This window comes from Kitasatospora sp. NPDC034533 (genome assembly GCF_055575155.1).
This window is the reverse complement of the sequence record NZ_JBVITE010000061.1, coordinates 13526-36839: the sequence shown is the minus strand read 5'-3', so window position 1 is coordinate 36839 and position 23314 is coordinate 13526. Positions and strand designations below refer to the sequence as shown.

The following is a 23314-nucleotide window of genomic DNA, read 5'->3' as shown; positions in this document are numbered from 1 at the left end:
GGGTTGGGGGGCTGAGGGGGCGGCTGAGGGATCGTCCGGCCGACGGGTCGTAGGGGCGGCGGGTCGCCCGCCCGACGGGCCGTCGGGCCGGGGCCGCCCCGTTCGGCCGCCGGTTCAGCCGGCCGGGCGCACCGTGGCCGCGACCGTGGCGCCCGCCCGGGCCGGCAGCCCGGCGTCCGCCAGTGCCCGGGCCGCCTCGGCGAGGCTGGCCCCGGTGGTCACCAGGTCGTCCACCAGCACCGGGTGACGGCCCGCCAGGCCCGCCCGCCCCGTCCGGGCGCGCGGCAGCACGGTGAGCGCGCCGTGCAGGTTGCGGCGGCGCTCGGCCGCGTTCAGCCCGGTCTGGTCGGCGACCGGCCGGGCGTGCCGCAGCAGTGGCGCCGTCCGGACGTCCAGGCCGGCCCGGCGCAGCGAGCGGGCGGCCGCGCCGGCCAGCCGCAGCGTCGGATCGTGCCCGCGGGCGCGGACGGCCGAGCGCGTCGAGGGCATCGGGACCAGCAGCAGCGGCGCGGCCCCGGCCCGTGCCCCCAGGGCGGAGCGCACCGCCCGGCCGAGGGCCTCGCCGAGCGGCCCGGCCAGCCGCACCGCGCCCCGCTCCTTGTGCGCGAGCAGCAACTGCCGGACCTGGCCGGTGTACGGCGCGGCGGCGTGCGTCCAGGGCAGCAGGGTGGGGGCGGGCCGTGCGGTGGCCAGCACGTGCCGGCAGGCCGGGCAGAGCTGGGCGCGTTCGCCGCCGCAGCCCGCGCAGTCGGCGGGCAGCAGGACGTCCAGCAGCCCGGCCAGCGCGTGGCCGAGGGGCCCGCGGACGGACGGCGGGCGGGCGGGGGAGGGGGACGGCGGCACGGCTGCTCCTGGCGGCAGGCACGGAGAGTCAGCACAGAGTGCGCCGTATGGGGGGCGTTGTCCAGGTATTTACCCATACTTCACCCGGGAGGGGGTAGACAGGGGTCACCAGCTTGACCGCCCGAGCGCAATATCGGGTCATACCCTCCTTATCGCCTGAGGAGGCGAAAAACCCGTGTGAGGTGTTCGATAAGGCCCAGGGGGTTTCAACCGTCCCTGGTGGGGAGGAAGTGAGGTGAGGGCCAGTCGTTTCCCGCCGCTGGCGGTGGGGGCGGGGGGTCGGCAGTGGATGGGCTGGTCCAGCTGGGTCTCAGCCCGGTCCGGTAGCACCCGGATCGGCGTCAGCACGAGGGATCGGAGTTCTGCGTGGACATCGTCGTCAAGGGCCGCAAGACCGAGGTGCCCAAGAGGTTCCGCGAGCACGTGGCCGAGAAGCTGGAGAAGGTCCAGAAGTTCGACGCCAAGGCCATCAGCCTCGACGTCGAGGTGTCCAAGGAGCACAACCCGCGGCAGGCCGACCGCTCCGATCGGGTGGAGATCACTCTCCGCAGCCGCGGGCCCGTGATCCGGGCCGAAGCCGCCGCGGGGGACCCGTACGCGGCGCTCGACCTGGCTTCGGCGAAGCTCGACGCGCAGTTGCGCAAGTCCGCGGACCGGCGTCGGGTGCACAAGGGCGGCGCGAACGGCCGCACCCCGATCAGCGTCGCCGAGGCGACCGCGGCCCTGGCCGCGCTGCCGGACGAGACGGCGCTGGAGGGCGAGACGAACGCCGTCCCCAAGACCAAGATCGGATCCCTGGAAGTGGAGGGCGAGGGCCCGCTGGTGGTGCGGGAGAAGACCCACCCGGCCGCCCCCATGGCGCTGGACCAGGCGCTCTACGAGATGGAGCTGGTCGGCCACGACTTCTACCTCTTCGTGGAGAAGGACAGCGGCCTGCCGAGCGTGGTCTACCGCCGGCGCGGCTACGACTACGGCGTCATCCACCTGCAGACCGATCTCTCGGCCGGGCCGGGCGGTGGCGCCGGCGGCGCGATCAACGGGTTCGACGGCGAGGACTGACCGTCCGAGCGGTGATGGAGGGGTGACCCCGGCGGCCGTGGCCGCCGGGGTCACCGGCGTTTCGGCGCAGGGTGGTTCGAACGCCGTCGTGTCCCGGGCGAAGGGGTCACCCGATGCGGGGGAATCGGCACCGGAGCGTGACCGTGGGGGCGTCGGAGCGTGGAATGATTGGCGCACGACGACCCGCGAAGGGGGAGGAGCGGATGGGGGATCACTTCGGGCTGGGGCCCGGGGTCGGGCCAGGGCTGCCGTTGGGGGCGGAGGAGGAGCCCGCGTACGAGCCGCGCCGGGGTGAGCCGATCCGTGTGCTGGTGGTGGACGACCACGCGCTGTTCCGCCGGGGGCTGGAGATCGTCCTCGCGGAGGAGCCGGACATCAAGGTCGTGGGCGAGGCGGGGGACGGCGCCGAGGCCGTGCTGAAGGCCGCCGACCTGCTGCCCGACATCATTCTCATGGACGTCCGGATGCCCCGCCGCAGCGGGATCGAGGCCTGCACGGCGATCAAGGACGTGGCGCCCAGCACCAAGATCATCATGTTGACGATAAGCGACGAGGAGGCCGACCTCTACGAGGCGATCAAGGCCGGGGCGACCGGCTACCTGCTCAAGGAGATCTCCACCGACGAGGTCGCCACCGCGATCCGCGCGGTCGCCGACGGCCAGTCGCAGATCAGCCCGTCGATGGCGTCCAAGCTGCTCACCGAGTTCAAGTCGATGATCCAGCGCCGCTCCGACGACCGGGACCTGGTGCCCGCACCCCGGCTCACCGACCGGGAGTTGGAGGTGCTCAAGCTGGTGGCGACCGGGATGAACAACCGGGAGATCGCCAAGGAGCTGTTCATCAGCGAGAACACCGTGAAGAACCACGTGCGCAACATCCTGGAGAAGCTCCAGCTGCACTCCAGGATGGAGGCCGTGGTGTACGCGATGCGGGAGAAGATCCTCGAAATAGGGTGAGCCGGGCGGGACTTGCCCGTCCCTACCCGCTCGCCAGCAGCTTCTCCAGGGCCGGGCGCAGCCGCTCGTCGTGCAGCGTCCCGACCCGCACCTCCTCGCAGCCGACCCAGGCGGCCGCCTCGCGCAGCGCCGCCGCCAGCGCCTCGACGTGCCGTGCGCCGCCGTCCCGGCCGCCCTCCAGCGAGACCTGCCGGGCGACCAGGGTGCGGCCCTCGCGGGCCGGGTCGACCCGGCCGACCAGGCGGCCGCCGGCCAGCAGCGGCATCGCGAAGTAGCCGTGCACCCGCTTGTGCTTGGGCGTGTAGGCCTCCAGCCGGTGCGTCATGCCGAAGATCCGCTCGGTGCGGGGGCGGTCCCAGATCAGCGAGTCGAACGGCGAGAGCAGGGTGGTGCGGTGGCGCCCGCGCGGGGCGGTGGCGAGGGCGGCCGGATCGGCCCAGGCCGGGGCCGGGGCGCCGTCCGGGCCCCAGCCGGCCACCTCGACCGGGACGAGCCCGCAGTCGGCGAGCACCGGGTCCAACTGCTCGGGGCGCAGTCGGTGGTAGTCCAGCAGATCGGCCCGGGTGGCCACGCCGAGCGCGGCGCCGCTCTGGGCGGCCAGGGTGCGCACGCACTCCTCGTCCGACGGATCCCGGCCGAACAGGGCGTCCGGGACGGCCTGTTCGGCCAGCGCGTAGACCCGCTTCCAGCTCCGGCGCTCGGTGCAGACCACGTCGCCGAAGGCCAGCGCGCGCTCCACCGCGATCTTGGTGTCGGACCAGTCCCACCACTCGGAGGTCCTCTTGGCGCCGCCCAGCTCGGTGGAGGTCAACGGCCCCTCGGCGCGCAGCCGGTCGAGCACGGCGCGGTGGGTCTCGGGGGCGACCCGCTGGTTCCAGACGTGGCCGCGGTCGCGGTAGCGGCGGCGCCGGAAGGCGAAGAGCGGCCACTCCTCGATCGGCAGGACGCAGGCCGCGTGCGACCAGTACTCGAAGCTGGTGCCGCCGCCCCAGTAGGCCGCCTCGACGGCCGGGCGGCCGACCGCGCCGAGGCGGGCGTAGGGCACCAGCTCGTGGGAGCGGGCGAGCACCGAGATGGTGTCCAACTGGACGGCGCCCAGGTGGCGCAGCACCCCGCGCACCCCGGCCCGGCGGTCCGGCGTGCCCAGCAGGCCCTGGGCGCGCAGGACGATCCGGCGGGCTTCGTCCGCGCCGAGGACGGCGACGGGAGCGGGGGCGGGGCCCGCGGAGGGGGCGGGACTGGCGGCAGCGGCGGTCATGCCGGGGAGCGTAGCCCGGGGCACCGACAGCGGCCCCGGGCGGTGCCCGGGCCCGGGGTCAGCCCGCCAGGTCCTCGGCCAGCAGCGAGGCGACCCAGGCGTCGTGGAAGACGCCGCGCTGCTCGGCGTACGAGCGCAAGGTGCCCTCGAAGCGGTACCCGGCCTTCTCGGCGACCGCGCGGGAGCCCTCGTTGCCGACGTACGCCTGCCACTCCAGGCGGCGCAGTCCGAGTCCGCGCAGGCCGTAGTGGGAGACGGCGCGGGCGGCCTCGGTGGTGTAGCCGCGGCCCCGGAACTCCTTCGTGGCCCACCACCCGATCTCGGCGGAGCCCGGGTCGTGGGGGCGCAGGACGAGCGCCTGGGAGCCGACCAACGCGCCGGACCCGCGCTCGAACACGCACCAGATCCGGTTGGCTCCGGTACGGCGCCCCTCGGGCGCGAGGTCGCGCACGAAGTACTCCGCGTCCTCGCGCCGGTAGGGCGAGGGGACGATCGTCCAGCGCTGGATCTCCGGGTCCTGGCAGGCGGCGAAGACCGCGTCGATGTCCTCCTCCCGCGGGGCGCGCAGCACCAGGCGGTCGGTGGTGAGTGTGGGCAGCTCGGCGGGGAGGGGTTCGTCCATGAACGGATTATTCCGCCGCGGATGGGGGACGGGCATCCGGCCGGGTGCCCAACTCCACGGCCCGCCGACCGTTTTGTCCCGGTGGACGGTGCTATCGGGCCATGTGCCCGGGCGGGTGACACGGGAATACCGTGCTGACGCACCTCCCGGGGGATTGGACTCCTCGCATACGATGGCCCGTGCGGTGGGGTGGACCCCCCGTGCAGTCGTCCAGTGCCAATACAGGCAAGGAGCCCGCTCAAGTGTCCGTCTTCGACAAGATCCTGCGCGCCGGCGAGGGCAAGATCCTTCGCAAGCTGCAGCGGATTGCTGCCCAGGTCAACTCCATCGAAGAGGACTTCGTCAACCTCACCGACGCCGAGCTGCGCGCACTGACCGACGAGTACAAGCAGCGGCTCGCGGACGGCGAGACCCTGGACGACCTCCTCCCCGAGGCGTTCGCCACCGTCCGTGAGGCCGCCAAGCGCGTGCTCGGCCAGCGCCACTACGACGTCCAGCTGATGGGCGGCGCCGCCCTGCACTTCGGGTACGTCGCCGAGATGCGCACCGGTGAGGGCAAGACCCTCGTCGGCACCCTGCCCGCGTACCTGAACGCGCTGACCGGCAAGGGCGTCCACCTGATCACCGTCAACGACTACCTCGCCGAGCGCGACTCGGAGTGGATGGGCCGGGTGCACCGCTTCCTCGGCCTCGAAGTCGGCGTGATCCTGGGCAGCATGACGCCCGCCGAGCGCAAGCGCCAGTACGCGATGGACATCACGTACGGCACGAACAACGAGTTCGGCTTCGACTACCTGCGCGACAACATGGCCTGGTCGAAGGACGAACTCGTCCAGCGCGGCCACAACTTCGCGGTCGTCGACGAGGTCGACTCGATCCTGATCGACGAGGCCCGCACCCCGCTGATCATCTCCGGCCCGGCGGACCAGGCGACCAAGTGGTACGCCGACTTCGCCAAGCTGGTGCTGCGCCTGAAGATCGACCGCGACTACGAGGTCGACGAGAAGAAGCGCACCGTCGGCATCCTGGAGGAGGGCGTCACCCGGGTCGAGGACTACCTGGGCATCGACAACCTCTACGAGTCGGTGAACACCCCGCTGGTCGGCTTCCTGAACAACGCCATCAAGGCGAAGGAGCTGTACAAGCGGGACAAGGACTACGTCGTGATGAACGGCGAGGTCATGATCGTCGACGAGCACACCGGCCGCATCCTGGCCGGCCGCCGCTACAACGAGGGCATGCACCAGGCGATCGAGGCCAAGGAAGGGGTGGAGGTCCAGAACGAGAACCAGACCCTGGCCACCATCACCCTCCAGAACTTCTTCCGCCTGTACGACAAGCTCGCGGGCATGACCGGTACCGGCACCACCGAGGCCGCCGAGTTCCACCAGATCTACAAGCTCGGCGTGGTGCCGATCCCGACCAACAAGACGCCGCTGCGCATCGACCAGCCCGACCTGATCTACAAGTCGGAGCCGGCCAAGTTCGCCGCCGTGGTCGAGGACATCGCCGAGAAGCACGAGAAGGGCCAGCCGGTGCTGGTCGGCACCGTGTCGGTCGAGAAGTCCGAGTACCTGTCGCAGGAGCTGCGCAAGCGCGGCATCCCGCACGAGGTGCTGAACGCCAAGCACCACGAGCGCGAGGCGCAGATCGTCGCGCAGGCCGGCCGCAAGGGCGCCGTCACCGTCGCCACCAACATGGCCGGCCGTGGCACCGACATCATGCTGGGCGGCAACGCCGACCACCTGGCCGCCGCCGAGCTGGCGCAGCGCGGGCTGACCCCGACGGACACCCCGGAGGAGTACGAGGCCGCGTTCCCGGCCGCGCTGGAGAAGGCCAAGGCCTCGGTGAAGGCCGAGCAGGAGGAGGTCAAGGAGGCCGGTGGCCTCTACGTCCTCGGCACCGAGCGGCACGAGTCGCGCCGCATCGACAACCAGCTGCGCGGCCGCTCCGGCCGTCAGGGCGACCCGGGCGAGTCCCGCTTCTACCTGTCGCTGGGCGACGACCTGATGCGCCTGTTCAAGGCCGGCATGGTCGAGCGCGTGCTCTCGATGGCGAACGTGCCCGAGGACGTGCCGATCGAGTCCAAGATGGTCACCCGCGCCATCGCCTCGGCCCAGACCCAGGTCGAGCAGCAGAACTTCGAGATCCGCAAGAACGTCCTCAAGTACGACGAGGTGCTCAACCGCCAGCGCGAGGTCATCTACGGCGAGCGCCGCCGGGTGCTGGAGGGCGAGGACCTCCAGGAGCAGGTCGGCCACTTCATGGACGACACCGTCGAGGCGTACGTCCGGGCGGCCACCGGTGAGGGCTTCGAGGACGACTGGGACCTGGACAAGCTCTGGTCGGCGCTCAAGCAGCTCTACCCGATCACCCTGGACCTGGAGGAGCTGGAGGAGGAGGCCGGCGGCCAGGCCGGGATGACCCCCGAGTTCCTGATCAAGTCCATCCAGGAGGACATCCAGGCCCAGTACGGCGCCCGGGAGGACCAGCTCGGCTCGGAGATCATGCGTGAGCTGGAGCGCCGGGTCGTGCTGTCGGTGCTGGACCGCCGCTGGCGCGAGCACCTCTACGAGATGGACTACCTCCAGGAGGGCATCGGCCTGCGGGCCATGGCGCAGCGCGACCCGCTGGTGGAGTACCAGCGGGAGGGCTTCGACATGTTCACCGCGATGATGGAGGGCATCAAGGAGGAGTCCGTCGGCTACCTGTTCAACCTGGAGGTCCAGGTCGAGCAGCAGGTCGAGGAGGTCCCGGTCGAGGACGCCCAGGTGGCGCTCGACAAGCTGGAGAAGGACGCCGCCCGCCCGGAGATCAAGGCCAAGGGCCTGGAGGCCCCGAAGCCGCAGCGGCTGCACTACACGGCCCCCTCGGACGAGATCGGCGGCGGTGTCATCGAGGGCGACTTCGAGGACCTCGCGCCGGAGGACGAGGGCGACGGGCTGACCCGCGCCGAGCGCCGCAAGGCCGCCAAGTCGGCCAAGGGCCGCCGCCGCAAGGCCTGAGCCGGTCACGGCGCCGGGCCGGGACGCACCGCCTCGGCGGGGCGCCGGACACCGGGCGTGACGACACCCAGGACGCCTCGCAGGGCGCCGTTCCCGGACCGGGACGGCGCCCTGCGCCGTTCGGTACCGCCGGGGGCGGGACAGGGCGCTCACCGGGCCTCCACGGCGGTGCACTGCCACTGTCCGGACGGGCCGCGCTGCTCCAGCCGGAAGGCCACCACGTGGTGCCGCCGGCCGAGGTCGACCCGCACGCAGGCCTCGACGGCGTCCGGCGAGGGGGAGCGGTCGTGCACCGGGCCGAGCCGGGGCCGGACGGCGGCGCCGCCGCGGCGCAGCGCTCCCGTGCGGACCAGCGAGGCGAGCTGTCCGTAGCCGTCCAGGCTGGTGTGCCGCATCAGCTGGCCGGAGGGCCGGGCGCCGGTGAGCACCTCGACCAGCCGGTGGGCGAACCGCGAGGCCAGCGCGCCGGGGTCGGGGCCGGGGGAGGGGGCGGCGGCGCAGGCGGCGCGCGGGTGGCGCGGTCGGCGCCCGGCCTGGTCGCAGCCGCCGGTGGCGCGCGGGCGGCGGTGCGGACGGGCGGTGAGCCGGGTGGTCAGGTGGTCGCCGAACGGGGTGGTCACGGGTGCTCCTCGGCCGGGTGGTGCGGGTACGGACGGGGCCAGGTTGGAGGCGTTCCGCGCGGAGCGGCAACGGGATTCCGGCCCGGCCGGGACAGGCCCCGGGTTTCACCTATCCGGGGGAACCGGCCAGTGCGGCGACGGGCCGGGCGGGCCGTTCACCGGCGCCGGGTTGACGGGCGGGAACGGGCCGCGGGGCCCGAAAGGGGACGCTCCGGCTGGGCGGACCGGGTGGCGGCGCCCGGTCGCCCCTTCACGCCGTGCCCGCCGGGCGTGCCCCGGCGGTGGGCGGGCCCGTCCGTACCGAGGGTGATCACGGGCGCCCCGGCGGCGCTTATTCTGGGGGGCGCTGGAGAAGCTGTGCCGCTGGACGAACCCCGCTGGACGAACCGGAGAGTGCCACCGATGCGCGTGTACGTGCCCACCACCCTGACCGGCCTGGCGGCGGCGCACGAGGGCGGCGCCCTGGAGCAGTCCGCCGCGTACGCCGTGACGCCCGCGCTGCGCGAGTGGTACGTCAGCGACGACCTGGAGGAGCTGGAGTACGCGGCGCTGAACCGGGCCGCCCAGTCCTCGCTGCGGCTGCTGGCCGGCGACCCGGACGCCCCGCGCCGCCGGGTCGTGGTGGCGCTGGACGTGGCCGACGCCTCGGTGCGCCCCTTCCCTGGCGACGAGTACCAGGACCAGGCCTCGCTCGGCCGGGTGGTGCTGGCCGGCCCGGTGCGGCTGGCCAAGGCCGCCGCGGTGCACGCCGACGTGGCCGACGACGAGGTGGTCACGGACGTCGCGGCGGCGGTGGCGGCGGTGGCCGCGGCCGACGCCGGCGACCAGGACGCCCAGTTCACCGTGGACGGCGCCGAGGACCACGACCTGCTCTGGTACGCGACCCAGGAGATCCCCTCGCTGCTGGCGTGAGACCTGCTGGCGTGACGCCAATGCCCGCCCGAGCGCTGCCCCGCCCAAGCGCTGCCCGCCCGAGCCCTGCCCTCGTGAGCCCCGATCGCCCGGGCCCGCCCGCGTGAGTTCCGTCCTACCGGCGTGTCGCCCGTCCGGGTTACCGTTTGGCCCCGTGCGCACTCACATCGTTTGGGACTGGAACGGCACCCTCTTCCACGACATGGAGGCGGTGCTCGGGGCGAGCAACGCCGCGTTCGCGACCATCGGTGTCGCACCGATGACCTTGCAGGAGTACCGCGAGCAGTACGAGATCCCGATCCCCCGCTTCTACGAGCGGCTGCTCGGGCGGATGCCCTCCCCGCAGGAGTGGCTGGAGCTCGACGACGTCTTCCACGTCCGCTACCGCGAGCTCAGCCCGGCCTGCGGCCTGACCGAGGGCGCGCGGGACCTGCTGGCGGGCTGGCAGTCGGCCGGGCACAGCCAGTCGCTGCTGTCGATGTACGACCACGACCGGCTGGTCCCGCTGGTCGACGCCTTCGGCCTGGCCGGGAACTTCCTGCGGGTGGACGGCCGCAGCGGCCCGTCCGGCGGTAAGAAGGCGGAGCACCTGACCCGGCACCTGGCCGCGCTCGGCGAGCAGGTCGACCCGGCCCGTACGGTGCTGATCGGCGACGCGGCGGACGACGCCCTGGCGGCCCTGGGCGCGGGCGCCCACGCGGTGCTCTACACCGGTGGTTCGCACACCCGGGAGAAGCTGGAGCCGGTCGGCGTCCCGGTGGTGGACAGCCTGGCCGAGGCGGTCGAGCTGGCCGGCCGGCTGGTCGGCTGAGCCCCCGGGCCCGGCCCGGCGGCGGGCGGCCGGGGCGGCCGTGGCGGCGGACGTGGCGGGCGCCACGTCCGCCGTCCGCGTGTCTGAACGGGCGGATCGCGCCCCGGCTGGTCAGGCTGGTGGCACAGCCGACCAGCCGCCAGGACGGAGCCCGCCATGCCCATCGACGCAGTCACCGAGGTGCCGACCCCGGCCAACGAGCCGGTGCGCTCGTACGCCCCCGGCAGCCCGGAGCGGGAGCGGCTGGTCCGGCGGCTGGACGAGCTGGCGGCCGAGCAGGTCCCGCTGCCGATGACCATCGGCGGTGAGCAGCGCTTCGGTGGTGGCGAGCGGATCGAGGTCGTCCAGCCGCACCACCACGCCGCCAAGCTCGGCGTGCTCGGCAACGCGACCCGGGAGGACGCCAGGGCGGCGGTGGACGCGGCGCTGGCCGCCGGGCGGCAGTGGCGCTCGCTCTCCTTCGACGACCGCGCGGCGGTCTTCCTGCGCGCCGCCGACCTGCTGTCCGGCCCGTGGCGGGAGACGCTCAACGCGGCCACCATGCTCGGCCAGTCCAAGACCGTGCAGCAGGCCGAGATCGACTCCGCCTGCGAGCTGATCGACTTCTGGCGGTTCAACGTCAGGTTCGCCCGGCAGATCCTGGCCGACCAGCCGATCTCCTCACCCGGCGTGTGGAACCGCACCGACCACCGCCCGCTGGAAGGTTTCGTCTACGCGGTCACCCCGTTCAACTTCACCGCGATCGCCGGCAACCTGCCGACCGCCCCCGCGCTGATGGGCAACACCGTGGTCTGGAAGCCCGCGCCCACCCAGACCCTGGCCGCGTACCACCTGATGCGGCTGCTGGAGGCGGCCGGGCTGCCGCCCGGGGTGATCAACCTGGTGACCGGCGACGGCCTCCAGGTCTCCCCGGTCGTACTGGCCGACCCGGCGCTCGCCGGGCTGCACTTCACCGGTTCGACCGCGACCTTCCAGTCCCTGTGGCAGACCATCGGCGCCAACATCGGCACCTACCGCACCTACCCGAGGATCGTCGGCGAGACCGGCGGCAAGGACTTCCTGCTGGCCCACCGCTCGGCCGACCCGGAGATCCTGCGGACCGCGCTGATCCGCGGCGCCTTCGAGTACCAGGGCCAGAAGTGCTCGGCGCTCTCCCGCGCCTACCTGCCGCGCAGCCTCTGGCTGAAGATCAAGGACGACTTCGTGTCCCAGGTGGACGCGCTCGCGGTGGGCGACGTGACCGACCTGTCCAACTTCATGGGCGCCCTGATCGACCGGCGCGCCTTCGAGAAGAACCGGGACGCCATCGACCGCGCGAAGGCGGACTCGACGATCGAACTGGCGGCCGGCGGGCAGTACGACGACGCGATCGGATGGTTCGTCCGGCCGACCGTCCTGGTCTCCTCCGACCACCGGGGCGAGATCTTCCGGACCGAGTACTTCGGCCCGATCCTCGCCGTCCACGTCTACGAGGACTCCCGCTGGGACGACGTGCTGCGCCGGGTCGACGAGGGCGCCCCGTACGGCCTGACCGGCTCGGTGATCGCGCAGGATCGTTACGCCATCGCCCAGGCCGTCGAGGCGCTGCGCTTCACCGCCGGGAACTTCTACATCAACGACAAGCCCACCGGAGCCGTCGTCGGCCAGCAGCCCTTCGGCGGCGGCCGGGCCTCCGGAACCAACGACAAGGCGGGCGCCGCCCAGAACCTGCTGCGCTGGACCTCGGCCCGGTCGATCAAGGAAACCTTCGTCCCTCCGACCCACCACGGATACCCGCATCTGGGCTGAGAGTGAACATCGGGCTCCGGATTGGACATGCTGTCCAGGACGGACCTGACTTGCTACGACTTTGCGCCTCGCTGTCCCTGTCCACCTTCGATTGATCCGGTTAGGCTGGCTGGCGTCGTCGGGTGGCTTGCAGGGCGAACGTGTCGTCCTACCCGCTGGGAGGACATTTCATGCGTCGCCATGAGCCCCTTTCAGTCGGATGGTGCGGCAGGATTGCGGTGACCCGTCGGTGTACATCCACACACCACCGAGTCACGCAACGGCGCGCGACAGGAGCCAAGAAGTCATGCAGACCAAGCTGGACGCAGCCAAGGCCGAGCTGCTCAAGAAGGCAGCCGCAGCCGCTGAGAACAGCCAGGTGGGGGGAGCGGCGCCGGGAGAGGGCCTGAGCAACGGCGCTCTGACCGCGTACCTGCACCACTACTACCTGCACACCGCGCCCGAGGACCTGGTCGACCGCGACCCGGTCGACGTCTACGGCGCGGCCGCCTCCCACTACCGCCTGGGCCTCAAGCGCCCGCAGGGCACCGCCGAGGTCCGGGTCCACACCCCCTCGGTCGAGGAGAACGGCTGGTCCTGCGGCCACACCGTGGTCGAGGTCGTCACCGACGACATGCCCTTCCTGGTCGACTCCGTCACCAACGAGCTGTCCCGCCAGGACCGCGCGATCCACATCGTGATCCACCCCCAGCTGCTGGTCCGCCGTGACATCACCGGCAAGCTGCTGGAGATCCTGGACATCGACGCCTGCTCGCGCAGCCAGGCCGCCGGAGCCGAGTGGCCGGCCGACGCGACCGTCGAGTCCTGGATGCACATCGAGATCGACCGCGAGACCGACCGCGAGGACCTGCGCGCCATCGAGTCCGACCTGCGCCGGGTGCTCGGCGACGTCCGCGAGGTCGTCGAGGACTGGGGCAAGATGCGCGAGAGCGCGCTGCGCCTGGCCGACGAACTGGCCGAGCAGCCCCCGGCCGGCCTGCCCGAGCAGGAGGTCGGCGAGGCCTGGGAGCTGATGCGCTGGCTCGCCGACGACCACTTCACCTTCCTCGGCTACCGCGAGTACGACCTGGTCGAGCACGAGGGCGAGGAGGTCCTCAAGGCCGTCGCCGGGACCGGCCTGGGCATCCTGCGCTCCGACCCGCACGGCCACGACGACGCCCACCACGCGGTCAGCGAGGCCTTCGGCCGGCTCTCCGCGCCGGTCCGCGCCAAGGCCCACGAGAAGAAGCTGCTCGTCCTGACCAAGGCCAACAGCCGCGCCACCGTGCACCGCCCGGCCTACCTGGACTACGTCGGCGTGAAGAAGTTCAACGCCGCCGGCGAGCCGATCGGCGAGCGCCGCTTCCTCGGCCTGTTCTCCTCCGCCGCGTACACCGAGTCGGTCACCCGCATCCCGGTCGTGCGCCGCAAGGTCCAGGCGGTCCTGGAGGAGTCCGGCTTCTCCAGCGACAGCCACGACGGCCGCGACCTGCTCCAGATCATGGAGACCTTCCCGCGGGACGAGATCTTCCAGACCCCGGCCTCCGAGCTGCTCTCCATCGCGACGAGCGTGCTCTACCTCCAGGAGCGCCGCAAGCTGCGGCTGTTCCTGCGCCAGGACGAGTACGGCCGCTACTTCTCGGCCTTCATCTACCTGCCGCGCGACCGCTACACCACGCGCATCCGGCTGCTGATCACCGACATCCTCAAGGAGGAGCTGAACGGCGCCACCATCGACTACACGGTGTACGCCACCGAGTCGGTGCTGACCCGCCTGCACTTCGTCGTCCGGGTCGCCCCGGGCACCGAGCTGCCGAAGCTCACCGACACGGACATCGAGCGGATCGAGAACCGGCTGGCCGAGGCCGCCCGGTTCTGGATGGACGGCTTCCACGACCAGCTGCACATCGAGCTGGGCGAGGAGAAGGCCGCCGAACTCGGCCACAAGTACGCCAACGCCTTCCCCGACGGCTACCGCGCCGACTTCCCGCCGCGCACCGCCGTCGCCGACATCAAGCAGATCGAGTCGCTGCACGGCGAGGGCGACTTCCGCCTGAACCTGTACCAGCCGGTCGGCGCCGGCGACGACGAGCGCCGCTTCAAGATCTACCGGGTCGGCGGCCCGATCTCGCTCACCGAGGTCCTGCCGGTGCTCCAGCGCCTGGGCGTCGAGGTGCTGGACGAGCACCCGTACGCGCTGCGCCGCTCCGGCGGCACCACCGCGTGGGTCTACGACTTCGGCCTGAAGCTGCGCGAGGCCACCGAGCTCACCGACGAGGCCCGCGAGCGCTTCCAGGAGACCTTCGCCGCCACCTGGACCGGCAAGGCCGAGAACGACGGCTTCAACGAGCTGGTGCTGACCGCCGGGCTGACCTGGCGCCAGGCGATGATGCTGCGCGCGTACGCCAAGTACCTGCGCCAGGCGGGCTCCACGTTCTCCCAGGACTACATGGAGGACGCGCTCCGCAACAACACCCACACCACCCGTCTGCTGGTCAACCTGTTCGAGGCCCGGCTGAGCCCCAGCCACCGCTCGGGCGCCCTGGAGCTGACCGAGGGCATCCTGGAGGAGCTGTCCGGCGCCCTCGACGAGGTCGTGTCGCTGGACGAGGACCGCATCCTGCGCTCCTTCCTGCACCTCATCAAGGCCACCCTGCGGACCAACTTCTTCCAGCGCGACGCCTCCGGCGAGTGGCACTCCTACGTGTCGGTGAAGTTCGACCCGAAGGCCATCCCGGACCTGCCGGCCCCGCGCCCGGCGTTCGAGATCTGGGTCTACTCGCCGCAGGTCGAGGGCGTGCACCTGCGCTTCGGCAAGGTCGCCCGAGGCGGTCTGCGCTGGTCCGACCGGCGCGAGGACTTCCGCACCGAGATCCTGGGCCTGGTCAAGGCGCAGATGGTCAAGAACACCGTCATCGTCCCGGTCGGCGCCAAGGGCGGCTTCGTCGCCAAGCAGCTGCCGGACCCGTCGGTGGACCGTGACGCCTGGCTGGCCGAGGGCGTCGCCTCGTACAAGACCTTCATCTCGGCGCTGCTGGACATCACCGACAACCTGGTCGGCGGCGAGGTCGTGCACCCGGCCGACGTGGTGCGCCACGACGAGGACGACACCTACCTGGTCGTCGCCGCCGACAAGGGCACCGCGACCTTCTCCGACATCGCCAACGGCGTCGCCGAGTCCTACGGCTTCTGGCTGGGCGACGCGTTCGCCTCCGGCGGCTCGGCCGGCTACGACCACAAGGGCATGGGCATCACCGCCCGCGGTGCCTGGGAGTCGGTCAAGCGCAACTTCCGCGAGCTCGGCGTCGACACCCAGACCGAGGACTTCACCGTCATCGGCATCGGCGACATGTCCGGCGACGTCTTCGGCAACGGCATGCTGCTCAGCGAGCACATCCGCCTGGTCGCCGCCTTCGACCACCGCCACATCTTCCTCGACCCGAACCCGGACGCGGCCGTCTCGTACGCCGAGCGCCGCCGCCTCTTCGAGCTGCCGCGCAGCTCCTGGGACGACTACGACAAGTCGCTGATCTCGGCCGGCGGCGGGGTGTTCCCGCGCTCCGCGAAGTCGATCCAGCTGACCCCGCAGGTCCGGGCCGCGCTGGGCGTCGAGGCGACCAAGCTGACCCCGGCCGAGCTGATGCGGGCCGTGCTCCAGGCGCCGGTCGACCTGTTCTGGAACGGCGGCATCGGCACCTACGTCAAGGCCTCCACCGAGACCAACGCCGAGGTCGGCGACAAGTCCAACGACGCCATCCGCGTCAACGGCGAGCAGGTCCGGGCCCGGGTCATCGGCGAGGGCGGCAACCTCGGCTGCACCCAGCTCGGCCGCATCGAGTACGCGGCCAGCGGCGGCCCCGAGGGCACCGGCGGCTGGATCGACACCGACGCGATCGACAACTCCGCCGGTGTGGACACCTCGGACCACGAGGTCAACATCAAGATCCTGCTCAACCAGGTCGTCGCCGAGGGCGACATGACGGTCAAGCAGCGCAACGCCCTGCTGGCCGAGATGACCGACGAGGTCGGCCGCCTGGTGCTGCGCAACAACTACGCGCAGAACGTGGTGCTGGCCAACGCCGTCGCCCAGGCGCACAGCATGGTCAACGTCCACGCCCGGATGATCAACCGGTTCGAGGCGGCCGGCCGGCTCGACCGCGGGCTGGAGTTCCTGCCCACCGAGCGCCAGATCCGGGAGCGCCAGCAGAACGGCCGAGGCCTCTCGCAGCCCGAGATGTCCGTCCTGCTCGCGTACACCAAGATCATCCTGGCCGAGGAGCTGCTCACCACCGAGCTGCCCGACGACCCGTACTTCCGCGCCTCGCTGCACGAGTACTTCCCGACCGCGCTGCGGACGAGGTTCGCCGACGCGATCGACAACCACGCGCTGCGCCGCGAGATCATCACCACCCTGATCGTGAACGACACGATCAACCGCGGTGGCTGCACCTTCGCCTTCCGCCTGAAGGAGGAGACCGGCGCGACCTACGAGGAGATCGCCCGGACGCACACCGCCGCGCGGGCCGTCTTCGACCTGGAGCCGATCTGGGCCGAGATCGAGGACCTGGACAACAAGGTCCCGGCCCGGGTGCAGACCAAGATGCGCCTGCACTCGCGCCGCCTGGTCGAGCGCGCCACCCGGTGGATGCTCAACAACCGCCGCCAGCCGCTCGACATCGCCGGCACCATCGAGTTCTTCCACGACCGGGTCAACCAGGTCTGGGCCTCGCTGCCCAAGCCGCTGCGCGGCGATGACCTGGCCTGGTTCGAGTCGGTGTACGAGGAGCTCGCCTCGGCCGGGGTGCCGCAGGAGCTGGCCACCCGGATCGCCGGCCTCTCCTCGGTCTTCCCGACCCTGGACATCGCCGAGGTCGCCGACCGCTCCGGCAAGGACGTCGCCGAGGTCGCCGACCTCTACTACGACCTGGGCGACCGCCTCCAGATCTCGCACCTGCTCGACCGCATCATCGAGCTGCCCCGCACCGACCGCTGGTCGTCGATGGCCCGGGCCGCGATCCGCGAGGACCTCTTCGCGGCGCACGCGGCGCTGACCGCCGACATCCTGGCCTGCGGCCCCGAGGGCGCCACCCCGGAGGAGCGGTACACCGCCTGGGCCGAGCTCAACGCGACCCTGCTGAACCGCGCCAAGACCACCCTCGACGACATAAGGGGTTCGGACAACTACGAGCTGTCCAGCCTCTCGGTCGCGATGCGCGTCATCCGCACCCTGCTGCGCACCGGTTCGATGCGCTGACGGCTCCGTGAGCACGGCGGGCCCGCGTCCATCCGGACGCGGGCCCGCCGTCGTCGTGCGCGCGGACGGTGGCGGCGGGACGGCCCCCGGGGGCGGCCCGCCGGGTGTGCGCAGGATGTGCACGTCTGGTCGGCTTCGCGTCACGAGCTTCGCCATTTCTCACCAGGATTGCCGACGAGTCGTGGAATTTCGCCCCAACTGCCCTTTTTGACGGCTGTTCTGACCTGCCGGGAGTTGCAGTAGGCTGACTCCGCGATAGGCGTCGCCGCAGGTCTCGTACCGGAGCGCACCCCGATGCGTAGTGGCATCAGGTGCCTTTCGGGGAGGTTCAGGCCGCCAGTCCCATTCGCGTTTCGGGGCCCGGAGCGGCTCCACGCGATGCCACCTGAAGAGAGTTTCATGACGTCATTTGTGCAGGAACCCTTTTTCTGGGTCTTCATCGTGGTGATGCTCGTAGCCGTCGGAGCGGCCCTCCAAGCCCGCAGGACGAACCTCGCCCTGCGGCGGCGAAACGATTCCCTTGAGGAGGCGAGCGCCCTCGCCCAGCGGCAGCGCGACGAGCTCGCCGCTCTGCACGAGCACCTGCGGAACCAGCACGCGGCCGAGCTGACGGACGTCCGCCGGGACGCCGAGGAGGACACCAAGGCCGTCCTCAAGGCGGCGATGCGGACCCTCCAGGGCCTGGCCGACGAGCAGCAGATCGTCATCGACCGGGTGCAGCGCAAGTACGGCGACAGCCCGCAGATCCTCGCCGACCTGATGACGATCGACCACACGAACAGCCAGTTCGGCCGGCGCGCCCAGGGCATCGCGGTGCTGTGCGGCGGCTGGCTGGGCCGCCGGGAGAACGTCGCCTCGGTCTTCGACGTGGTCCGCAGCGCCCAGGGCCGGATCCGGCACTTCGACCGGGTGCGGATCCACTCCCGGGTCAGCGTCTCGCTCGCCAGCAAGGTCGTCGAGCCGGTCGCCGTCGTCCTCTCCGAGCTGCTCGCCAACGCGACCAACTACTCCGCCCCGGACACCCCGGTGGAGGTCAGCGTCCAGGCCGTCCCCACCGGCGTCTGCCTGATCATCGACGACGCCGGCCTCGGCATGGGCCAGGAGGAGAAGGACCGCGCGGCGGTGCTCCTGAACCCGGGCGCGCCGATCAGCCTCACCGAGCTGGGCAACCCCCCGAAGTTCGGCTTCGCCGTCTCCGGCATGCTGGCCGCCCGCTACGGCTTCCGGGTCTCCGTCGACTCGGTCTCCCCGTACGGGGGCGTGCGGGCCGTGGTGCTGCTGCCGGCCGAGCTGCTCAGCAGCGAGGTCGCGGCCCCGCCGGCCGCCGAGCACACCGACTACCAGGTCGCGCCGGCCGAGCAGCCCGCGCAGGCCTGGACGCAGAACCCCGCCCAACAGCCCGCCCAGGCCTGGACGCAGGCCCCCGGACAGCGGCTCGTGTCGCTGCCCGAGCCGGGGCCGGCCCTGGCCCCGGTGCCGGCCCCGCCGGCGGAGCCGGAGATGACCTCGGACGGACAGCTGCCCCGGCGCCGCCGCCAGCGCCCGGTGTCGGTCGTCCCCTCCCCGCAGGAGCCCGCCCGGGCCGCGGACCCGGTGCGCGGCCTCGGCCAGAACACGCCGTCCCGTCTCGGCGCGTTCCAGCGCGGCACGCTGTCCGGGCGCAACACCATGACCACGGAAGGAACCGAGATCCAGTGAGCCGCGATCTTTCCTGGGTGCTCAACGACGTACTCCAGGTACCCGGCGCCCGGCACGCTATCCTCGTCTCCGCCGACGGCCTCCTGCTCGAACGCTCCAGCGAGATAGGCCGGGACGAGGCGGAGACCAACGCCGCCGCGATGAGCTCGATGCAGTCGCTGAGCCGCGCGGTCGCGCCGTTCGTCGGGGGCGGGGGCGGCGCCTGGCGCCAGACCCTCCTGGAGTACGACCACGGCTGGATCTTCCTGATCGCGGCCGGCAGCGGCGCGTACCTGGCGGCCTCCACCGCGCCCGACGTCGACATGGAAGCGATGTCCTTCCGGATGCAGCAGCAGGTGGGCGCGCTCGGACGGGCGATGTCGGCGGCGCCGCGCCAGAGCACACTCAGCGGCTCATGACGGCGGGCGGCGAGGAACAGCGGGTCACCGGCGGCTTCATCCGCTCCTACGTCATCACCGGCGGCCGCGAGTTACCGCGTGCGGAGGACCTGTCTCTGATCACCCTGGTCACCGTCGGTCCCGACCAGGACCTTCCCGCCCTGGCGAGCCCGGAGACCCAGGCGATCTGGCGGCTGTGCTCCGGCGGCTACCTCTCGGTGGCCGAGGTCGCGGCGCGGCTGGAACTGCCGGTGGGGGTCGTGAGGCTGCTGCTGACGGACCTGATCCACGAGGGGCGGCTGCTGCGCCGCTCGGCCCCGCCCCCGGCCCAGGCCCCGGATCCGAGACTTCTAGAGAAGGTACTGCATGGACTTCAACGACGGTTCGCCTGAGGACATCTACGTCCCGGGCGCGGTGACGACCGCCGTCAAGATCCTCGTCGTCGGGCACTTCGCGGTCGGCAAGACCACGCTCATCCGGGCGCTGTCGGAGATCGCCCCGCTGAGCACCGAGGAGAGCATGACGCAGGCGTCCGTCCGCGTCGACGACCTCCACGGCGTACCGGACAAGAAGACCACGACCGTCGCCCTGGACTTCGGCCGGCTCACGCTCGGCGACGACCTGGTGCTGTACCTGTTCGGCACGCCGGGCCAGCAGCGGTTCATGCAGCTCTGGGAGGACATGGCGCGGGGGGCGCTGGGCGCGCTGCTGCTGGCCGACCCCACCCGCCTCGCGGACACCTTCCCCGTCATCGACCTGATCGAGCAGTACGGCCTGGACTACGCGGTGGCGGTCAACAGCTTCGACCAGCGGAGCGACTACACCGAGGGCCAGCTGCGCGAGGCGCTCGACCTGCTGCCGCACACGCCGGTGGTGTTCTGCGACGCGCGGGACCAGCGCTCCTCGGCCAACGCCCTGCTGACGCTCGTCCGGCACCTGCTCGACAGGGCCTCCTGACCTCGGGGCCTCCCGGCTTCGGGTCTGCCGGCCTCGCGGCCTCGGTCTCCCGGCCCCGGGGCGCCCCGACCTCCCCCACGCCTCCCTCCCCTCACGTCTCCCGGGGCCGCATCCGCCCGGGGCCACCTCCAAGGAACGACCCATGGAATCTCCGCAGCGATCCGCCTCCCAGTCGTCTCCGCCGGGCTGCCCGATGCACGCCGGCGTGAGCACACCGCTCTACGGGGACCTCTTCTCCGCCGATCCCGGCGCGGTCTACGACAAGCTGCGGGCCCACGGCCCCGCCGCGCCGGTGGAGCTGGCCCCGGGTGTGGACGCCACCCTGGTCACCTCGCACGAGGCCGCGCTGAGGGTGCTGCAGAACCCGGGGATGTTCGCCCGGGACTCGCGGCGCTGGGCGGCGCTGAACGAGGGGCGGGTGCCGATGGACAGCCCCGTCCTGCCGATGATGTTCTACCGGCCCAACTGCCTCTTCACGGACGGCGCCGAGCACCTGCGGCTGCGCAAGGCCGTCACCGAGAGCCTGGAGCGGCTCAACGACAACCGGCTCAACCGGCACGTCGAGCGGATCGCCGGCTACCTGATCGACCAGTTCAGCCCGCTGGGCCGGGCCGACCTGATCAACGACTACGCCAAGCTGCTGCCGCTGCTGCTGTTCAACCAGCTGTTCGGCTGCCCGGCCGACATCGGCGACCGGCTGACCCGCAGCATGTCCGCGCTCTTCGACGGCCAGGACGTGATCGAGGCCAACGAGGAGCTGACCTCCTGCCTGATGGACCTGGTCGCGCTCAAGCGCCGCCAGCCGGGCGACGACATCACCTCCTGGCTCGTCCAGCACCCGGCGGGGCTGCGGGACGAGGAGCTCAAGGACCAGCTGGTGATGCTGATGGGCGCCGGCGTCGAGCCCGAGCGCAACCTGATCGGCAACGCGCTGCTCCTGCTGCTGTCCGGCGAGGGCGGCTCCGGGCTGCGGATCGAGGACGCCCTCGACGACGTGCTGTGGAACAACCCGCCGATCGCCAACTACGCGACGCACTACCCGATGCAGGACCTTGACATGGGCGGCGTCCCGGTGGACGCGGGCAGTCCGGTGGTGATCAGCTTCGCCGCCGCCAACAGCGACCCGGCGCTGACCGACGCCCGGCTGACCCTCAGCAAGGGGGCCCACCTGGCCTGGGGCGCCGGCCCGCACGCCTGCCCCGCGAAGTCCCCGGCCCAGCTGATCGCCCTGAGCGCGATCGAGTGCCTGCTCAACGCGCTCCCGGACATCACCCTCGCGGTGCCGGCGGAGCGCGTGGAGTGGCGGCCGGGGCCGTTCCAGCGCGGCCTGGTCGCGCTGCCGGTGCGGTTCAGCCCGGCGCCCGCCCGCACCACGGCGTCGGCCGTGGGCGCGGACCCGGCCCCGGGCGGGTCGCCGTCCGGCTGGGCGCGCGGTGGCGCCGAGCCGGCTCCGGGGTACCCGCAGGGCGGCGTCGCCGGGTCCGCCGGTGCCGCCGGGTCCGTCCGGGCTCCGCAGCAGCACCCGCAGCACTCCCCGCACTCGCAGCACCCGCAGCAGCACCCCCAGCACCCGCAGCATCCGCAGAAGAAGGGGTGGTGGAGCTCCTTCCTGGACGTCTTCCGGCTCTGAGTGCCCGGCGGCCCGCCCTCGTGCTCCGGGGCGGGCCGCCGGTCCGGACCGGACGGGCCGTCGGCATCCGACGCGCCCTCCGGTTCCGTCCTGCCGACAAAGCGAGGGACGGGTTCCGTTTGCGGTGCTGTACGTGACGGGGGCAACACTGATCGACGCTTGAGCGCGCTGTTGCTGGGTAGATCGCCGCCGTACTGACCGCCCGCGCGCAAGGAGCCCCGTGTGACCGCCATGTTGGAAGCCCGCCCCGCGGATCCGGAGACCCCGGACGGAAGCGTGGACCGCCGTGCCGCCGTGCCACTGCTGCGGAGGCTGCGGTCGGCCGAGGGGCTCGCCGATCCGCGTCCGGTCTACGACGGGCTGCGGGCGCTGGGCGACCTCGTCCCGGCGCCCTGGGGCGGTTACCTGGTCACCGGGTACGACGCGTGCGACCAGGTCCTGCGCGGCCGGAACTGGCTCGTCCCGGACTTCGCCTGGCAGGCGCGGCAGACCCGGACGGAGCGCTGGGAGGCCGTCGCCACCCGCGAGATGAGCGGCACCCTGTCCCGGCTCAACGCCCCGGAGCACACCCGGCAGCGGCGCAGCCTCGGGAACCTCTTCGACCGCAACACCCTCCGGGACATGGAGCCGCGCATCGAGGCGGACGTCACCGAGCTGCTCGACCGCCTGGCCGAGCGAATACAGGCGGACGGCGAGGCCGACTTCGCCACCGTGGTCAGCGAGCGGCTGCCGATCAACACCGTCGGGCGCTGGCTGTCCATCGGGCCGCAGGACTACCCGCACATCCTGACGATGACCCACAACCAGGTGCACGCCCAGGAACTGCTCCCCACCAAGAGCCAGCTGGCGATCTCCGAGCAGGCCACCATGGACCTGCGCGAGTACTTCACCCGCCTCGTCCGGGAGCGCCGCGAACGGGACGGCGACGACCTGATCGCCCGCTGGATCCGCACCTGGGACGCGCTGGAGTCCGACCGCGAGGCCACCGACCGGGTCGTCTACCAGCTCACCATGTTCGTCACCATCGCCTCGCTGGAGACCACGGCGACGCTGCTCTCCTCGATGGTGTGGCTGCTGCTCAGCGCGCCCGGCCGGTGGCAGTGGCTGCGGGAGCACCCGGAGCACATCGACGACGCGATCGAGGAGGCGCTGCGCTACGACCCGCCGATCCGCGTCAACAGCCGGGTGGCGGGGGAGGATATCGTGCTGGCCGGAACGTTCCTGCCCAAGGACACCATGGTCCACGTGATGTACGGCGCCGCCAACCGCGATCCCCGCCGCAACCCGGACCCGCACACCTTCGACGTGCTCCGCCGGGGCAGCCACCTCACCTTCGGCGGCGGCGCCCACTACTGCCTGGGGGCGGGCCTGGCCCGGATGGAGGCGCGGGCCCTGCTGGGGCAGCTGCTGGAGCGCTTCCCGGCCCTGCGGGCGGCCAGTCGGCCCGAGTACGCACCCCGGATGGTCTTCCACCGGGTGACGTCCCTGAGAGTGACCGCATGAACGTCTCGCCTCAGGCCTCCCAGTACCCCGCGCCCGCGACGC

At 72.1% G+C, this 23314-nt stretch carries 17 protein-coding genes; 13 read left to right on the top strand and 4 right to left on the bottom strand.

Annotation, left to right across the window (positions count from 1 at the left end):
• Nucleotides 1-114: 114 nt before the first annotated feature.
• Complete coding sequence (locus tag ACZ55U_RS31230) at nucleotides 115-843, bottom strand: ComF family protein (protein WP_465531467.1); 729 nt, start codon at nucleotides 841-843, stop codon at nucleotides 115-117.
• Between the two features lie 366 nt (nucleotides 844-1209).
• On the opposite strand from ACZ55U_RS31230, the gene hpf reads away from it, so the two are divergent.
• Complete coding sequence (gene hpf / locus ACZ55U_RS31225) at nucleotides 1210-1902, top strand: ribosome hibernation-promoting factor, HPF/YfiA family (protein ID WP_465531465.1); 693 nt, start codon at nucleotides 1210-1212, stop codon at nucleotides 1900-1902.
• 203 nt (nucleotides 1903-2105) lie between these two features.
• Nucleotides 2106-2858: a response regulator gene (locus ACZ55U_RS31220; RefSeq protein ID WP_465531463.1), complete on the top strand. Its 753-nt coding sequence runs from the start codon at nucleotides 2106-2108 to the stop codon at nucleotides 2856-2858.
• Between the two features lie 22 nt (nucleotides 2859-2880).
• Here ACZ55U_RS31220 and ACZ55U_RS31215 read toward each other — a convergent pair whose 3' ends face one another.
• A complete protein-coding gene (locus ACZ55U_RS31215) occupies nucleotides 2881-4116 on the bottom strand; it encodes a winged helix-turn-helix domain-containing protein (protein WP_465531461.1) in 1236 nt (411 codons plus the stop codon).
• A 58-nt stretch (nucleotides 4117-4174) separates the two neighbouring features.
• Entirely contained in the window at nucleotides 4175-4738 is a 564-nt protein-coding gene (locus ACZ55U_RS31210; RefSeq protein WP_465531459.1) for a GNAT family N-acetyltransferase, read from the bottom strand.
• A gap of 242 nt (nucleotides 4739-4980) precedes the next feature.
• Here ACZ55U_RS31210 and secA point away from each other — a divergent pair, with 242 nt between their 5' ends.
• The gene (gene secA, locus ACZ55U_RS31205; protein WP_465531457.1) at nucleotides 4981-7743 is read left to right on the top strand and encodes a preprotein translocase subunit SecA; all 2763 of its coding nucleotides are present in this window, start codon (nucleotides 4981-4983) and stop codon (nucleotides 7741-7743) included.
• 149 nt (nucleotides 7744-7892) lie between these two features.
• On the opposite strand, the gene ACZ55U_RS31200 is transcribed toward secA, so the two are convergent.
• On the bottom strand, nucleotides 7893-8363 hold the full coding sequence (locus ACZ55U_RS31200) for an Rv3235 family protein (RefSeq protein WP_465531455.1): 471 nt from the start codon (nucleotides 8361-8363) through the stop codon (nucleotides 7893-7895).
• A 402-nt stretch (nucleotides 8364-8765) separates the two neighbouring features.
• On the opposite strand from ACZ55U_RS31200, the gene ACZ55U_RS31195 reads away from it, so the two are divergent.
• The 10 genes from ACZ55U_RS31195 (at nucleotide 8766) to ACZ55U_RS31150 (ending at nucleotide 23272) form a co-directional block, all read left to right on the top strand.
• Nucleotides 8766-9275, top strand: coding sequence for a DUF6912 family protein (locus tag ACZ55U_RS31195; protein ID WP_465531453.1), 510 nt, complete (start codon nucleotides 8766-8768; stop codon nucleotides 9273-9275).
• A 154-nt stretch (nucleotides 9276-9429) separates the two neighbouring features.
• Nucleotides 9430-10086, top strand: a complete 657-nt coding sequence (locus tag ACZ55U_RS31190) for an HAD family hydrolase (protein ID WP_465531451.1) — start codon at nucleotides 9430-9432, stop codon at nucleotides 10084-10086.
• 162 nt (nucleotides 10087-10248) lie between these two features.
• Nucleotides 10249-11874: an L-glutamate gamma-semialdehyde dehydrogenase gene (pruA, locus tag ACZ55U_RS31185; protein ID WP_465531494.1), complete on the top strand. Its 1626-nt coding sequence runs from the start codon at nucleotides 10249-10251 to the stop codon at nucleotides 11872-11874.
• A gap of 286 nt (nucleotides 11875-12160) precedes the next feature.
• On the top strand, nucleotides 12161-17107 hold the full coding sequence (locus ACZ55U_RS31180) for an NAD-glutamate dehydrogenase (RefSeq protein WP_465531449.1): 4947 nt from the start codon (nucleotides 12161-12163) through the stop codon (nucleotides 17105-17107).
• A 399-nt stretch (nucleotides 17108-17506) separates the two neighbouring features.
• A complete protein-coding gene (locus ACZ55U_RS31175) occupies nucleotides 17507-18805 on the top strand; it encodes a histidine kinase (RefSeq protein ID WP_465531447.1) in 1299 nt (432 codons plus the stop codon).
• The gene (locus tag ACZ55U_RS31170; RefSeq protein WP_387756852.1) at nucleotides 18802-19203 is read left to right on the top strand and encodes a roadblock/LC7 domain-containing protein; all 402 of its coding nucleotides are present in this window, start codon (nucleotides 18802-18804) and stop codon (nucleotides 19201-19203) included. Before ACZ55U_RS31175 ends, ACZ55U_RS31170 begins: the two co-directional genes overlap by 4 nt.
• Nucleotides 19200-19574, top strand: a complete 375-nt coding sequence (locus ACZ55U_RS31165; protein ID WP_465531445.1) for a DUF742 domain-containing protein — start codon at nucleotides 19200-19202, stop codon at nucleotides 19572-19574. The genes ACZ55U_RS31170 and ACZ55U_RS31165 overlap by 4 nt, the downstream gene beginning before the upstream one ends.
• Nucleotides 19549-20139 (top strand): GTP-binding protein, encoded by a 591-nt coding sequence (locus tag ACZ55U_RS31160; protein ID WP_465531443.1) that lies wholly within the window; start codon nucleotides 19549-19551, stop codon nucleotides 20137-20139. Before ACZ55U_RS31165 ends, ACZ55U_RS31160 begins: the two co-directional genes overlap by 26 nt.
• Nucleotides 20140-20281: 142 nt before the next feature.
• Complete coding sequence (locus tag ACZ55U_RS31155; protein WP_465531441.1) at nucleotides 20282-21769, top strand: cytochrome P450 family protein; 1488 nt, start codon at nucleotides 20282-20284, stop codon at nucleotides 21767-21769.
• A 369-nt stretch (nucleotides 21770-22138) separates the two neighbouring features.
• Nucleotides 22139-23272: a cytochrome P450 gene (locus ACZ55U_RS31150; RefSeq protein WP_465531491.1), complete on the top strand. Its 1134-nt coding sequence runs from the start codon at nucleotides 22139-22141 to the stop codon at nucleotides 23270-23272.
• Nucleotides 23273-23314: the final 42 nt, after the last annotated feature.

Bases quoted from the DNA above. Each gene is read 5' to 3' on its own strand.
- ACZ55U_RS31220 (WP_465531463.1), top strand. From the start codon at position 2,106: ATGGGGGATCACTTCGGGCTGGGGCCCGGGGTCGGGCCAGGGCTGCCG.
- ACZ55U_RS31215 (WP_465531461.1), bottom strand. From the start codon at position 4,116: ATGACCGCCGCTGCCGCCAGTCCCGCCCCCTCCGCGGGCCCCGCCCCC.
- ACZ55U_RS31210 (WP_465531459.1), bottom strand. From the start codon at position 4,738: ATGGACGAACCCCTCCCCGCCGAGCTGCCCACACTCACCACCGACCGC.
- ACZ55U_RS31195 (WP_465531453.1), top strand. From the start codon at position 8,766: ATGCGCGTGTACGTGCCCACCACCCTGACCGGCCTGGCGGCGGCGCAC.
- ACZ55U_RS31180 (WP_465531449.1), top strand. From the start codon at position 12,161: ATGCAGACCAAGCTGGACGCAGCCAAGGCCGAGCTGCTCAAGAAGGCA.
- ACZ55U_RS31175 (WP_465531447.1), top strand. From the start codon at position 17,507: ATGACGTCATTTGTGCAGGAACCCTTTTTCTGGGTCTTCATCGTGGTG.
- ACZ55U_RS31165 (WP_465531445.1), top strand. From the start codon at position 19,200: ATGACGGCGGGCGGCGAGGAACAGCGGGTCACCGGCGGCTTCATCCGC.
- ACZ55U_RS31160 (WP_465531443.1), top strand. From the start codon at position 19,549: ATGGACTTCAACGACGGTTCGCCTGAGGACATCTACGTCCCGGGCGCG.
- ACZ55U_RS31155 (WP_465531441.1), top strand. From the start codon at position 20,282: ATGGAATCTCCGCAGCGATCCGCCTCCCAGTCGTCTCCGCCGGGCTGC.